The 12,935-nt window shown below is 75.8% G+C and carries 12 protein-coding genes; 9 read left to right on the top strand and 3 right to left on the bottom strand.

The genetic code is table 11. The features are described 5' to 3' along the window. Positions 1-16: 16 nt before the first annotated feature. Positions 17-994, top strand: coding sequence for an SDR family oxidoreductase (locus tag HFV08_RS01005; protein WP_168534840.1), 978 nt, complete (start codon positions 17-19; stop codon positions 992-994). A gap of 136 nt (positions 995-1,130) precedes the next feature. Then, complete coding sequence (locus HFV08_RS01000; protein WP_168534838.1) at positions 1,131-1,886, top strand: nuclear transport factor 2 family protein; 756 nt, start codon at positions 1,131-1,133, stop codon at positions 1,884-1,886. A gap of 47 nt (positions 1,887-1,933) precedes the next feature. Here the strand turns inward: HFV08_RS01000 and HFV08_RS00995 are convergent, their stop codons facing one another. Next, positions 1,934-2,827 (bottom strand): spermidine synthase, encoded by an 894-nt coding sequence (locus HFV08_RS00995; protein ID WP_376770538.1) that lies wholly within the window; start codon positions 2,825-2,827, stop codon positions 1,934-1,936. An 81-nt stretch (positions 2,828-2,908) separates the two neighbouring features. After that, on the bottom strand, positions 2,909-3,367 hold the full coding sequence (locus HFV08_RS00990) for a hypothetical protein (RefSeq protein ID WP_246341418.1): 459 nt from the start codon (positions 3,365-3,367) through the stop codon (positions 2,909-2,911). A 358-nt stretch (positions 3,368-3,725) separates the two neighbouring features. Between HFV08_RS00990 and HFV08_RS00985 the strand changes: the two genes are divergently transcribed. The 7 genes from HFV08_RS00985 to HFV08_RS00955 all read left to right on the top strand — a co-directional run bounded on the left by HFV08_RS00985 (position 3,726) and on the right by HFV08_RS00955 (position 12,000). Then, complete coding sequence (locus tag HFV08_RS00985) at positions 3,726-5,213, top strand: tetratricopeptide repeat protein (protein ID WP_168534836.1); 1,488 nt, start codon at positions 3,726-3,728, stop codon at positions 5,211-5,213. A gap of 360 nt (positions 5,214-5,573) precedes the next feature. After that, entirely contained in the window at positions 5,574-6,560 is a 987-nt protein-coding gene (locus HFV08_RS00980) for a phosphatase PAP2 family protein (protein ID WP_168534834.1), read from the top strand. Further along, a complete protein-coding gene (locus tag HFV08_RS00975) occupies positions 6,460-7,878 on the top strand; it encodes a hypothetical protein (protein ID WP_376770550.1) in 1,419 nt (472 codons plus the stop codon). The genes HFV08_RS00980 and HFV08_RS00975 overlap by 101 nt, the downstream gene beginning before the upstream one ends. Continuing rightward, positions 7,875-9,692 carry a hypothetical protein gene (locus tag HFV08_RS00970; RefSeq protein ID WP_168534832.1) on the top strand — a complete coding sequence of 606 codons (1,818 nt, stop codon included), beginning with the start codon at positions 7,875-7,877 and terminating at the stop codon, positions 9,690-9,692. The genes HFV08_RS00975 and HFV08_RS00970 overlap by 4 nt, the downstream gene beginning before the upstream one ends. Before the next feature lie 92 nt (positions 9,693-9,784). Further along, positions 9,785-11,086, top strand: a complete 1,302-nt coding sequence (locus HFV08_RS00965; RefSeq protein ID WP_210429753.1) for an AAA family ATPase — start codon at positions 9,785-9,787, stop codon at positions 11,084-11,086. A 246-nt stretch (positions 11,087-11,332) separates the two neighbouring features. Continuing rightward, positions 11,333-11,701: a DUF8844 domain-containing protein gene (locus HFV08_RS00960; protein ID WP_168534828.1), complete on the top strand. Its 369-nt coding sequence runs from the start codon at positions 11,333-11,335 to the stop codon at positions 11,699-11,701. A gap of 101 nt (positions 11,702-11,802) precedes the next feature. Then, positions 11,803-12,000 (top strand): hypothetical protein, encoded by a 198-nt coding sequence (locus tag HFV08_RS00955; RefSeq protein ID WP_168534826.1) that lies wholly within the window; start codon positions 11,803-11,805, stop codon positions 11,998-12,000. Between the two features lie 51 nt (positions 12,001-12,051). On the opposite strand, the gene HFV08_RS00950 is transcribed toward HFV08_RS00955, so the two are convergent. Next, complete coding sequence (locus tag HFV08_RS00950; RefSeq protein WP_168534824.1) at positions 12,052-12,774, bottom strand: DUF2470 domain-containing protein; 723 nt, start codon at positions 12,772-12,774, stop codon at positions 12,052-12,054. Between the last annotated feature and the right edge of the window lie 161 nt (positions 12,775-12,935).

The following is a 12,935-nucleotide window of genomic DNA, read 5'->3' as shown; positions in this document are numbered from 1 at the left end:
TGCCAGACTCGCGCGCATGAGCTGGACACCGGATACGGAGGCGCTGCGCGGACGCGTGGCGGTAGTGGCAGGGGCGACACGGGGCGCGGGAAGGGGAATCGCGGCGGCGCTCGGCGAGGCGGGGGCGACCGTCCTCTGCACGGGCCGCAGCAGCAGGGCGGGCACGCTGCGCTCGGACTACGGCGGGCGGCCCGAGACCGTCGAGGACACCGCCGAACTCGTCACCGAACTGGGCGGCACCGGGGTCGCCGTCCCCGTCGACCATCTGGACTCCGCCCAGGTGGCGGCGCTGGCCGAGCGCATCCGCCGGGATCACGGGCGGCTCGACGTCCTGGTCAACGACATCTGGGGCGGCGAGACGCTCACCGGCGGCCCCGACAACTGGAACACCCCGCTGTGGGAGCTCGACCTCGACCCGGGGCTGCGCCTGCTGCGGCTCGCGGTCGACACCCATCTGATCACCTCGCACCATCTGCTGCCGCTGCTCGTCGAGCGCCCCGGCGGCCTCGTCGTGGAGATGACCGACGGCACCACCGCGCACAACGCCGAGCGATACCGCCTCTCCGTCTTCTACGACCTCGCCAAGACCTCGGTGAACCGGCTGGCCTTCTCCCAGGGCCACGAACTCGCGGCGCACGGCGGCACCGCGGTGGCGCTCACCCCCGGCTGGCTGCGCTCGGAGATGATGCTGGAGCACTTCCGCACCACCGAGGAGACCTGGCGCGACTCGCTGCGCCCCGGCCCGGACGGCGAACCCCCGTCCGCGCCCGCGGACTTCGCCCTCTCCGAGACCCCGCGCTATGTCGGCCGCGCGATCGTCGCGCTGGCCACCGACCCGGAGCGCACCCGCTGGAACCAGCGCTCCCTCGACGTCGGGAGCCTGGCCAGGGAGTACGGCTTCACCGATGTGGACGGCTCGCAGCCGGACAGCTGGCGCTATATCGAGGAGGTGCAGGAACCGGGGCTGGCGGCGGACTACGCGGACTTCCGGTAGGGCGGCGAGGCGGACGCGGCGGAGGTCGGCGAAGACAGGGGCCGGTGAAGGCAGGGGTCTGCGAAGGCAGCGGCGGGCACCGGAAGTCACCGGCCGGCCTTGACCTCAAGTCCGGTTCAGGTCACACGATCGAGGCATGACTTCCTCCACGTATCGACGCACCGATCCGGGACCGGCCCTCGCCGACCTCGTCAGCCGCTACTTCGCCTCCCTCGACGACTGCCGTACGGACCTGGAGTGGGCCCGGCGCTTCTTCACCGAGGACGCCACCACGGTGACGCCGATCGGCACCGTCGCGGGGGTGGCGGAGATCGCCGCGCACACGCGCACCGCGCTGGGCAGATTCGCCGCCACCCAGCACCTCTCCGCCGACCTCGTCAGCCGCTATTTCGCCTCCCTCGACGACCGCCGTACGGACCTGGAGTGGGCCCGGCGCTTCTTCACCGAGGACGCCACCACGGTGACGCCGATCGGCACCGTCGCGGGGGTGGCGGAGATCGCCGCGCACACGCGCACCGCGCTGGGCAGATTCGCCGCCACCCAGCACCTCTCCGCCGACCTCCTGCTCTCCTCCGGGACGCCGACCGGGACCGGCGACCGGCCGGAGACCCGGGAGCCCAAGGAACCCGCGGAACCCGCGGAACCCGGCGAGGTCAGCCTCGCCTGGAACGCGCTGATGACGCACATCCACCGTGCGTCCACCCTGGAGCGACGGGGCCCCGAGGCGGCTCCGCTGTTCACGGTGGGCGGCCGGTGCCGCGCCGAGGCCAGGCTCACCGAGCGGGGCTGGCGCTTCACCCGCCTGTCCATCACCCCGCTCTGGCACACCGGTCAACCGCCCGTCCTCCCCGAGGAGTTGGAGCGGGAGCTGCCCCAGATTCCGGGCGGCTGACCGCGCCGTCGCCATTCGAGGGCGCCGGAGTGCGGGGCGGGCCGCCGCTACTCGAAGGCGCCGGGCGGTGGGGCGGGGGAGGCGACCGCGTCCGCGTCGGTGACCGGGGCGGCGCCGCCCGTGAAGTCGGTGAGTTCCCGGGCGTGCAGCAGGCGTCCGGGGTGCGGGTCCGAGGCCGCGCGGCGGGTGAGTTCGGCCACCGGCAGCGGGACCGCGGAGCAGGCGAGCACCGCGTTGCCGAAGCGCCGGCCGCGCAGCACGGCCGGGTCGGCGAGCAGGGCCAGCTCCCCGAACACCCCGGCGGCGGTGGCGATCTGGCGCCGCAGATGGGTCAGCGGCGGGCCGTCGGCGAGGTTGGCGGCGGCGGTGCCGGTCGGCGCCAGGACCCTGCGCAGTTCGGTGTAGAACTCCCCGCTGGTCAGATGCGCCGGGGTGCGGGCACCGCCGAAGACATCGGCGAGCACCAGGTCCGCCCAGCCGTCCGGCAGCCTGCCGAGGATCTCCCGGGCGTCGCCGGTGCGCACCCGGATCCGGGCGGCGGGGTCGAACGGCAGCTCCCGGCGCACGAGGTGGACGAGGGCGCCGTCGCGTTCGGCGACCTGCTGGGTGGAGCGGGGGCGGGTGGCGGCGACATAGCGGGCCAGCGTGCAGGCGCCGCCGCCGAGGTGCAGCACGCGCAGCGGCGCACGCGGCGGCGCGAGGGTGTCGATGAGGTGGCCCAGCCTGCGCTGGTAGGCGAAGCCGAGATACGCCGGGTCGTCGAGGTCGACGTAGGACTGCGGGGCGCGGTCGAGGAGCAGGGTCATGGCGCGCGGGCGCTCCCGGTCCGGGACCAGCTCGGCGAGCCCGCCCTCGACCTGCTCGGCGATGGTCCACGCGGCGCCGGCGGATCGCCTGCCCCTGTCCTTCGCGGCACCCTTCGCCGCTCGCCTGCCCGCCACGGGCCCATTATCGGCCGCCGCTCCCGGTGGGGCGCGACGGCCCCGGGACGGCACCTCGGGGGAAGGTGCCGCCCCGGGAGATCAGCGGCAGTTGTCGGCTGCCTCGATGGTGCGCGCCGCCTCGCCGAGCGCCGCGCGCAGCTCCGCCGGGTCGGTGACCGGGTCGGCGTCGCCCGGCGGGACCAGCCAGTCGGTGCCCTTCGGCGGCGCCTCGGCCGCGCGGCCGAGCGGGAGCCCGCCGCCCGCGGTGCGGGTGCAGTCGCTGCCGGGCACGTCCCAGCACTCGGCGGTGCCCCGGGGGACCACGAAGCTCAGGGTGTCGTGGTCGTCGTCGTGCAGGACCGGGCCAACCCCCTCGCAGGACTGGCGGCGCAGGATGTCCACGGCCTCAAGTCCCTGCCGGGAGGGCACGGTCACCACCTCGCGCGGGTCGGCGGCGGCCCGGCACTCCGGCGTCGGCGGGGGTGGCAGGGCCGCGGCCGTCGGGTGCGGCGCACGCGATGTGTCCGCGGGCGCGGGCAGCGCGCTCTCCACGGGCATCGGCGTTCTCGCTGTGCTGGTCTCGCACCCGGGCTCCCACACGAAAAGCCTCCTCGCAATTCCCTGCTGTGCTTGCAGGAACGGTTCGCTCGGTCTCCGCATGGTTCAACGCCGGGCGGCGCGGGCGGCTACGGCACAACACCACCGCAAAGGATGGCAGTTCATGGCACATCGCGGGTCGGATATCCGTTTTGTACAGAAACTAGGTGTATCCAATCCGTCACACACGGTACGTTCGGGCCCGCCGGTGCGGCCGGCGGCACCGGAGCCGCCGGGACCGGGACACGAGAGGCCCGGACCGCGCCGTACACCGGAGGTCGGGCCCGCAGCCGCGGGAGAGTTCGCAGGGAGAGGTCACATGGCGTCTTCACCGGTCACCGGGCCGGCCCCCGTACCGGGCGGACCCCGGCCCAATCTCGCCTTCCGGGAACTGCGCGGACCGCGCTCACCGGGCGAGTTCGCGGCCGCGGTGCGCCGGGCGGCGCGCGAGATCGGCGAGCGCGTCAGCTGCGACGCGCGGTACGTGGGCCGGGTGGAGGCGGGCGAGATCCGCTGTCCCAACTACGCCTACGAGCGGGTGTTCCGGCACATGTTCCCCGGCCGTACCCTGGCGGACCTGGGCTTCGCCGCCCGCTCGGCGGTCCGCGGCCGGAGCCCGTCCGCGGACCGGGCGAAGCCCTCGGGAACCGCCGGTCTCCCCGGCCCCCGGAGCCCCGGCGCACCGCCGGAGCGGCACGGCGGACCGTACGGGACGCGCCGCGGCGCCGAGATCGACAGCGGTACCGAGATCCAGAGCAGTACCCGGAGCGATGAGGAGAGCGACGTGCAGCGTCGCGCGTTCATGACCGGCGGCACCGCCGCCTTCGCCGCCGCGCTCGGGCCCTTCGGCCCGGGCGCCGATTCCGCCGTCGCGGTGCGCAGGGCCGGGGAGAGCGAGGTGCGCGCGCTGGAGGAGGCGGTCCGCGGCATCCGGCTGCTCGACGACCGGCACGGGGCGGACGGACTGTACCGGCGCGCGGGCGCACCCCTGCGCGCCGCCTACGCGCTGCTCGACGCGGGCGCGAGCCGGGGCTCCACGGCCGGTCGGCTGCACGCGGGTGCCGGTGAACTCGCCCTCTCCGTAGGCTGGTTGGCCCATGACTCGGGGCGCCACGAGGACGCGCGCTCGCACTACGCGGAGGCGCTGGCCACCGCCCGGATCGCCGGGGACGCGGCCCTGGAGGCGCACGCCTTCAGCAATACGGCCTTCCTCGCCCGGGACGCGCACCGCCCGCGCGAGGCGGTACGCGCGGCGCAGGCCGGTCTGCGCGCGGCCCGGGAGCTCGGCTCGGCCCGGCTGCTCAGCCTGCTGACCCTGCGCGAGGCGGGCGGCTGGGCCGGGCTCGCCGACCGGGCGAGCTGCGTACGCGCGCTGGCGGCGGCGCGGTCGCTCTTCGCCGCGGGCCCGGCCGAGGCGGACCCGGAGTGGATGAGCTTCTTCGGGGCCGCCGAGTTCGAGGGGTTGCAGGCGCAGTGCTGGTCGGCGCTGGGCGACTGGCGCACCGCCGCCGCGCACGCCCGCCGCGCGGTCGGCCTCCAGGACCCGCACTTCACCCGCAACACCGCCCTGTACACCGCCGAGCTGGCCCAGGACCTGGCCCGGGCCGGACGCCCCGACGAGGCGGCGGCCGAGGGCGGCCGGGTGCTCGACCTGCTCGGCGTGGTGCAGTCCACCCGGATCCAGTCCATGCTCGCGAGCGCCGCCCGGGTCCTGCTGCCGCAGCGCAAGGCCGCGGGCGTCGGCGACTTCCTCGCACAGCACACCGCGTTCCTCGAACGGCAGACCGCGCTGCCCCGCCGGGCGTGAGCTTCGCCACGTCCCGCCCGCCGGCACGCACGGGCCGCACGGCGCCCGGGAACGACCCGCGATACTGACGGCCCGTGTCCGGGCGGCCCGATGCCCCCGGCCGCGCCCGGCCGTTCGTACGGGCGTGCGGTGAAGGTCGTGCGCCCGGGCTGTGCGCGCCCGGGAACCCGCTGGAACAAATGGGTCGGAAACTGGCAGGATTGCCCACTTGTGGCGCGTGCCGCCCCGCGTGCCCCGTGCAACCCGGGGCGGTCCCACTGCGTCTTTGTCGACCGGGGCGCCCCCTGGTCGCACTCGCAGGGACCCTAAGGTGGGGCGACTGGGCCGCGGGCCGCAGCAGCCAAGGAGGAGGGCGATCACATGCCGCACAGCAACGCGGCGGACCCCGGCGCACCGGAGAAGACACCGCTGCGCTGGTGGACCGAACTGCCGCTGCTGGTGTTGGTGTATGCCGCCTATACCGCGGGACGGCTGCTGGTCCGGGGGAACGAGGAGGCCGCCGTCGACCACGGCCTGGCCATCCTGCGCGTGGAGCAGGCGCTCCGCATCAACGCCGAGCACCCGCTGAACCGGCTCTTCCGCGCCGAGACCTGGATCGGGGTCCCGGCCGACTTCTGGTACGCCTCGCTGCACTACGTCCTGACCCCGGTGGTCCTGGTGTGGATCTTCCGGCGCCGCAAGGACCTGTACCGCCGGGCGCGTACCTGGCTGATGACCTCCACCATGGTCGGACTGATCGGCTTCACGCTGCTCCCGACCTGTCCGCCGCGGCTCCTGGACGCCAAGTACGGCTTCCTGGACACCATGGCGCAGTACTCCGACTACGGCTGGTGGGGCGGCGAGGCGAGCGCCCCGCGCGGCATGGGCGGCATGACCAACCAGTTCGCCGCGATGCCGAGCCTGCACGTCGGCTGGGCGCTGTGGTGCGGGGTGCTGCTCTGGTACTGCGGGCGCGGTCCGCTGATGAAGACCGCCGCGGTGGTCTATCCGCTCGGCACCACCATCGTCGTGATGGGCACCGCCAACCACTACTTCCTGGACGCCGTCGCGGGCGCCGCCACCATGGGGGTCGGCCTGCTGCTCACCCGTCCCGTGCTGCGCCTCGCCCAGCGGGTACGCGAACTCCTCGGCGGGCGCCCGGTGAAGACCGCGGCGCGGCCGTCCCGTTCGGTGATTGTCGGTGCCGAGTGCCAGACTCCGGTGGGTGAGCGAATTCCCGGACAGCGCCAGGAGGCGCAGCAGCCAGGTGCCCGTCCCGCGGACTCCACCGAGGAGTCCGGCCGGGTCGGCGCCCGCGAGCCCGACCGGGCCGGCACCGGCGAGGGCGCTCCGGCAGCGGCTCGCTGAGCTGCGGGGCCCGGAGCACCCGCCCCGGCCCCTGGACGCCCGCGCCCTCGCGGCCCTCGCCGCCAACCCCGGCTGCCGCCGCCGCGCCCTGCTCGACGGCGCGGGCGTGGACAAGACGGCGCTCGCCGCGGCGATCGGCTCCCCCTCCGCCTTCGGCCAGTCGCAGTTCGCCCTGGTACGGGGCAATGCCTTCGAGGCACGGGTCAAGGCCGACGGCGGCGCCGCCCTGCTGCGCCTGGTCCACGCGCACACCGCCCCGGAGACCGAGGCACCGGATCCGGCCCGCTCCCGGGTGCCCGATCTCGCAGCGAACGGGCCCGAGGGCCGGGTGGGCCGTACCGCGCTGGCGCTGCGGGAGGCCGTGGCGGCGAAGGCCTGGACCCTGCTCGACCATCCGCTGCTCACCCTGGACGTGGCCGGTTCACCCGCCTATCTGGAACCGGACGCCCTGGTGGTCCACCCCGGCGGTCGCTGCACCGTCGTCGAGATCAAGTCCTTCCCGATGATCGACGGCACCGCGGACCCGGCGAAGGCGGGCGCGGCGGCCCGGCAGGCCGCGGTCTACGTACTCGCCCTCGAAGGCCTCCTGCGGCGTCTGCCGGAGGAGGACCCACCGGAGCCGGAACGACCGGCGGCCGAAACCGGCGAGCAGGCGCGGGCCGGTGAGCAGACACTGACCGGCGAGCAGACGGGGACCGGCGAGCAAGTGCTGCTCGACGACAAGGTGCTGCTCGTCTGCCCGAAGGACTTCTCCAATCTGCCCGCCGGGGCCCCGGTGGACATCCGCAGGCAGCTGTCGGTGACCCGCCGCCAGCTCGCCCGGCTGACCCGGGTCGAGGAGATCGCCGAGGAGCTGCCCGAGGGCACCAGCTTCGACATCGGGCGTCCGCCGCGGGAGCTGACCGCCTCCCTGGAGAAGGTGCCCGCGGCCTACGCCCCCGAGTGCCTGGCCGCCTGCGAACTCGCCTTCCACTGCCGGGCCCGTTCGCGCGCCGAGGGGCAGGTCACCGTCCTGGGCCGCGGGGTACGGGCCGAACTGGGCGCCCTGACCACGGTCGAGGAGGTCCTCGCCACCGCCCGCGGCGCCCGGTGCCCCGGCCCGGATCGACAGGGCCTCGACCCGGCGTCCGCGGAGCCGACCGCCGCCACGGCCACCCCCGCCCCCACCGCGGCCGACCCCACCGCCCGGGCCCTGCGCCGCGCCGCCGCCCTGCGCGCCGAGGCCCTGGCCGGTGCGGGGCCGAGGCACAGTGCGGCCCTGGAGCACGGTCACGGTCACGGTGCGGGCGCCGGGCAGGGCGGGGAGGAGCGCGCATGAGCCTGCTCACCGACCTCGCCCGCCTCGAAGCGGTGCACAGCGGCCGGGCCCAGCCGGCCGCGACCGTGCTGCACCGCCACCTCTCGCCCCGCCCGCTGGTCCTGGTGCCGCTGACCACCGCGGGCGAGACCGGCGCCCCGCTCGGCGCCCTCCTCGGCACCGACCGCGAGGCGCCCCGGCTGCTGCTGGTACCGCAGCCCCGCGACCGCGAGCTGCGCTTCACCTTCCTGACCCGGCTCGCGGATCAGGTACTGCCCTACGTGGAGGAGTACGCCCGGGACGCGGAGGTGCCCGAGCCGAGCCGGGCCCGGCCGAAGAAGGCCGCCGAGGACGGCGAGGAGGCCGAACCGGAACCCGAACTCTGCACGGACGCCCCGCAGTTGATCGTGCCGAGCCGGGGCGGCATCGAGTGGGTGCGCCTGCTCGGCCGCTCGATGCGCTTCCGCCGCACCGCCGAGCAGGACCCGGAGAGCAGCCACCCCGCCCCGCCCCATGTCCCCCTGCTGGGCCGCTGGTTCACCCACTACGCGGAGCGCTCCCGGGTGCCGGGGTCGAGCCTGCTGCTCGCCATGACCGACCTGCTCTCCCGGCACTGGGCCACCGGTCAGAGCAGCCTGGAGGACCAGCACCTCGGGGCCCTGCTCGCCTGGATCGACGCCCGGCCGGACGACCCCGGCGGCAGGGGCGGCGCCGAGGCCGCCCTGCACGCCGAGACGGCCCGCGACGCGCGCGGCCAGCTGTACTGCCCCCCGGCGGGCCCGGCCACCGACCCGGCCTTCGACAACCGCCTGCTCGCCCCGGCGATCGAGGCCTACGACCGGGCCCGCGGCGCCTACGCGGCTGCCGGGGACGGCACCGCGGCGGACCGGGCGCTCGGCCAGGTCTCCGCCGCCGAACGGGAGATCGGGGCGCTGGTGGAGTCGGTCACCCGCCCCGCCTGGGAGGCCGTCTGGCGGGGCGTCGACCTGCTGCGCACGCTGCCGCCCGCCGCCCACACCGAGGAGCGCTGGATCCGCGACCGCTGGTCCTTCACCGCGCACCGCGACCGGCTGGCCGCGGGCGAACCCCCGCAGCCGCGCCGCGACGACGCGGTCACCGCCGCCCGCAAACTCGCCACCCGGGAACGCGAACAGGCCCGCCTGGAAGCCCAGGAGGCCCTCGACGACCCGCTGGCGATGGCGGTGCGGCGGCTGTCCGGCGAGGCCTTCGCGGGCGAGGTCACCGAGGTGCTGCCCGCCTGGTCCGAGGGCAAGCGCCCGAGCCCCCGCCCCCTGGTGACGATCCGCACCGAGGACCGCCCCTACCTCGCCGAGGGCATCAAGGCGTACCGCTCCCTGGACGGCAAGCAGCAGACGGCCGAGTTCGTACGGTACGAGGCGGAGTCCGTACCGTCGGAGAGGAAGTCCGCGGGGGACGCGGAGACATCCGTACGGGACGAGAAGGAGTCCGTACGGGACGAGAAGGAGTCCGTACGGGACGAGGAGACGGTGGAGGGCGCGGACGGAGCCTGGGACGGAGCCGGGTCCGGGTCCGGGGAGCGGGCCGCGGTGGCTGTCGAGGCGCAACTCGCGGCGGAGGGGGCGTACTCGGTGGTGCTGCGGATCACCGATCGGATGGGCCGGGCCCGGGAGCCCGCGCCGGGTTCGGTGCCGGAGAAGGGCGACCGGGTCTGCTTCACGCTCTTCGCCCATGAGCAGCGCGGCGGCGGCCGGCTGCCCGAGCCGGAGGACACCCCCTGGACGCACGGCGGCCCGCCCGGCGCGGACGCCCCCGCCGAGGCGCCCGATCCGCTCACCGGGGAGGACCTGCTGTGACCACCGCGCCCGCCACCGGCCGCCCGGACCCCGGGCCGGGCCCGCGGGACCCGGCCGAGTTCGCCGCCGCCGACCCGGGCGCCGCCGCGGACCTGGCCACCGCGCGGATCCTGCACCACACCCTGCACGGCGAGGCGCGCGGGGTGGTCGTGGACTCCCCGCCGGGAGCGGGCAAGTCCACCCTCGTCGTCCGGGCGGCCCGCGAACTGGCCGCCGCGGGACGGCCGTTGATGGTCATCGCGCAGACCAACGCGCAGGTCGACGACCTGGTCCTGCGGCTCGCCGCCAAGGACCCGGAGCTGGGCGTCGGACGGCTGCACAGCAGCGAGGCCGAACCGTACGACCGCGCCCTGGACGCGCTGCCCGCCGTACGGACCTCCGCGAAGGCGGGCGATCTGGCCGGGCTCGACGTGGTGCTCTCCACGGCGGCGAAGTGGGCGCATGTGCGCACCGAGGAGCCCTGGGGCCACGCCATCGTGGACGAGGCCTACCAGATGCGCTCGGACGCCCTGCTCGCGGTGGCCGGGCTCTTCGAGCGGGCCCTGTTCGTGGGCGACCCGGGCCAGTTGGACCCCTTCGCGGTGGTCGGCTCCGAGCAGTGGGCGGGCCTCGCCTACGACCCCTCCGCCTCCGCGGTCTCCACCCTGCTCGCGCACAATCCGGAGCTCCCGCAGTTGCGGCTGCCGGTCTCCTGGCGGCTGCCCGCCTCGGCCGCGCCGCTGGTCTCGCGGGCCTTCTACCCGTTCACGCCGTTCACCAGCGGCACCGGACCCGGGGCGCGCGGGCTCGACTTCGCGGTGGCCTCGGACGGTTCGGGCCCGGACCGGGTGATCGACGAGGCGGCCGGCTCCGGCTGGGGCCTGCTCGAACTCCCCGCCGCGCGCACCCCGCGCACCGACCCCGAGGCGGTGGACTCCCTGGCCCGGGTCGTCGCGCGGCTCCTGGAGCGCGAGGGCCGGGCGCGTTCGGAGACGGCCGAGGAGCCGGTGCCGCTCACCGCGGCCCGGATCGCCGTCGGCACCGCCCACCGCGACCAGGCCGCCGCGGTGCGCGCCGCCCTCGACCGGCTCGGCGTCCGGGGCGTCACGGTGGACACCGCCAACCGCCTCCAGGGCCGCGAGTACGAGGTCACCGTGGTCCTGCACCCGCTGTCCGGGCGGCCCGACGCCACCGCCTTCCACCTGGAGACCGGCCGCCTGTGCGTGCTCGCCTCCCGGCACCGCCAGGCCTGCATCGTGGTCTGCCGCGCGGGCGTGCCCGAACTCCTGGACGCCCACCCCTCGACGGAGCCGGTGCAGCTCGGCGTCAGCGTGAAGTTCCCGGACGGCTGGGAGGCGAACCAGGCGGTACTGGCCGAGCTGGGCGGGCACCGGGTGGCGTGGCGGCCCGGCTGAGGCGCGGCGCGGGCCGGTGCGAGGCGGGCCGATGCCGTACGCGGCGGGCGGCGGCCGGGGCGGCGTCATCCGCACCCGGCACCGTGCCACGGCGCCCGGCGGGCGGATCCGAGCCCTCACCCGGACCGGCGGACCGGAGAACCGGCCCTCTTGCGCCGACCAGGACAATGGAGGGTGGTCCGCTCGCCGAGGGGTGGCGGGCGGCGGGTCCGTGCCCGGGCCGAGGAACGTACGAGGAGGATCATGATGGCGGAGCCCGAGCGGCCCCGGACCGAGCCGCGGCTGCGACCCGCACCGCTGCTCTTCGAACCGGCAGCGGCGGCGTCCGACCCGGAGCACTTCTTCGACCTGGAGTCGATCGAGGACCCGCACCACCTGCTGGACCGGGCGACCGAGCTGACCCACGCCTTCCGCGCGGCCACCGACCGCTCGATGGAGTTCCAGGCCCTGGCCGCCGCCCAGCTCGCCGACCCCCGCCGCTTCGACCGCCTCACCCCGGGGAGCATCGCGGACCGCGCCGGGTGGACCGAGGACTACGCCCGCAAGATGATCGAGTTCGGCCGGCGGCTCCAGCGCGGCGGCGAGGGCGGACTCGGGGACCAGGCGCTCGGTTAGCGGAGGTCCTCGGCATCCCGCACGGCGCCCGGCACGAACTCTCGCCGCGCCACTTCCGTCCCGGCAGCCATGCCCCGCCCCGTCCTGGGTAGTCGAGCCCCATGGACGAGGGCGGAGCGGAGATCACCACCACCGAGTGCCGGGGCTGCGGTGCCCAGGTGTCGGGGCTCGGCGGGCGGTACGCTTGCGGGGTCTGCGGCTGGGTCAACCACTGGTCGCAGGGCAGCGGTGACCTGCCGGGCCCGGAGGCGGACCCGGACCATCCGCGCCCCGGCCGCCGCGGGCGCACACCCGCCTGAGCGGACGCCCCTCCGGACCCGCCCGGCTGATGGACGTACGCGGCGGGCTGTTCAGCGACGCGGTGCGAGGCGGTGCGGGCAGGCCGCCGCGCGGTCGAGCAGCAGATGCAGGCGCTCGACGGCCTCGCCCGCGTGGGTCGCGGGCTCGGGGAAGACCAGGCGGGCGTCGCAGCCGCCGCGGAAGCGTTCGAGGCGCAGCACGATGCCGTACCGGTCCAGGCGCAGCGGACGTACCCGCACCACCCCGAGGAGCTTCTTCACCGGCAGCAGCCGGGAGAGCAGTTCGACGGCGTCGGCGTGCGCGGTGTCGAGGTGGCCGAGCATGTCCGCCTCGAAGGTCGCCAGCGGATCGGGCTCGGCGGCGGCGAGTTCGGCGGGCTCCACGGTGTACGGGCGGTTGTGCTCCTCCAGGCAGGCCCGGGCGAGCGTGAAGGAGAGGACGCCCTCCTCGGCGCCCGGGGCGAGGCTTCCCGCGAGGGTGAGCCGGGCGCGGACCCGGTCGCGTACGACGCTGGGGGCGATGTCGGTGAACTCCATCACCGCGGGCAGGCTGGTCTCCGGCGCGGCCCGCACCTCGGCCACCAGGTGGCTGTCCGGCGGGTCGTGCAGGGTGAGGCCGCCCGCCGCGTCGACGGAGTGCAGACCGACCAGTTCGACCCGGTGGCCGTGGGTGGTGACGGTCAGGGAACCGGCGGCCGCGAGCACCGAGCGTGCCCGCTCGGCCGGGGTCGGTTCCGCGGGCTTGGGTTCCGCACTGCGGTCCACAGAAGTCATGCGCTGCGCTCCCACCTTCGACTTAGGTGAGGCTTACCTTAATTACCCTCGCTCCGCTTGGGAAGCCCACCCCCTCCGTACGGGTCGCCCGGCCCGGCCGTACGGGTTCCGGCGGCCCGGCGGAGAGCAACTCCGGCCGCCGGTCGGGCCGTTCGGCCCCC

The sequence above is a fragment of the Streptomyces physcomitrii genome, from assembly GCF_012273655.1.
Lineage (GTDB): Bacteria > Actinomycetota > Actinomycetes > Streptomycetales > Streptomycetaceae > Streptomyces > Streptomyces physcomitrii.
This window is presented reverse-complemented; position numbering and strand designations above follow the sequence as displayed.

What these genes read in the sequence shown, in the direction of transcription:
- HFV08_RS01005 (WP_168534840.1), top strand. Translation starts at nt 17, where the DNA reads ATGAGCTGGACACCGGATACGGAGGCGCTGCGCGGACGCGTGGCGGTA.
- HFV08_RS01000 (WP_168534838.1), top strand. Translation starts at nt 1,131, where the DNA reads ATGACTTCCTCCACGTATCGACGCACCGATCCGGGACCGGCCCTCGCC.
- HFV08_RS00990 (WP_246341418.1), bottom strand. Translation starts at nt 3,367, where the DNA reads ATGCCCGTGGAGAGCGCGCTGCCCGCGCCCGCGGACACATCGCGTGCG.
- HFV08_RS00985 (WP_168534836.1), top strand. Translation starts at nt 3,726, where the DNA reads ATGGCGTCTTCACCGGTCACCGGGCCGGCCCCCGTACCGGGCGGACCC.
- HFV08_RS00980 (WP_168534834.1), top strand. Translation starts at nt 5,574, where the DNA reads ATGCCGCACAGCAACGCGGCGGACCCCGGCGCACCGGAGAAGACACCG.
- HFV08_RS00970 (WP_168534832.1), top strand. Translation starts at nt 7,875, where the DNA reads ATGAGCCTGCTCACCGACCTCGCCCGCCTCGAAGCGGTGCACAGCGGC.
- HFV08_RS00960 (WP_168534828.1), top strand. Translation starts at nt 11,333, where the DNA reads ATGGCGGAGCCCGAGCGGCCCCGGACCGAGCCGCGGCTGCGACCCGCA.
- HFV08_RS00955 (WP_168534826.1), top strand. Translation starts at nt 11,803, where the DNA reads ATGGACGAGGGCGGAGCGGAGATCACCACCACCGAGTGCCGGGGCTGC.
- HFV08_RS00950 (WP_168534824.1), bottom strand. Translation starts at nt 12,774, where the DNA reads ATGACTTCTGTGGACCGCAGTGCGGAACCCAAGCCCGCGGAACCGACC.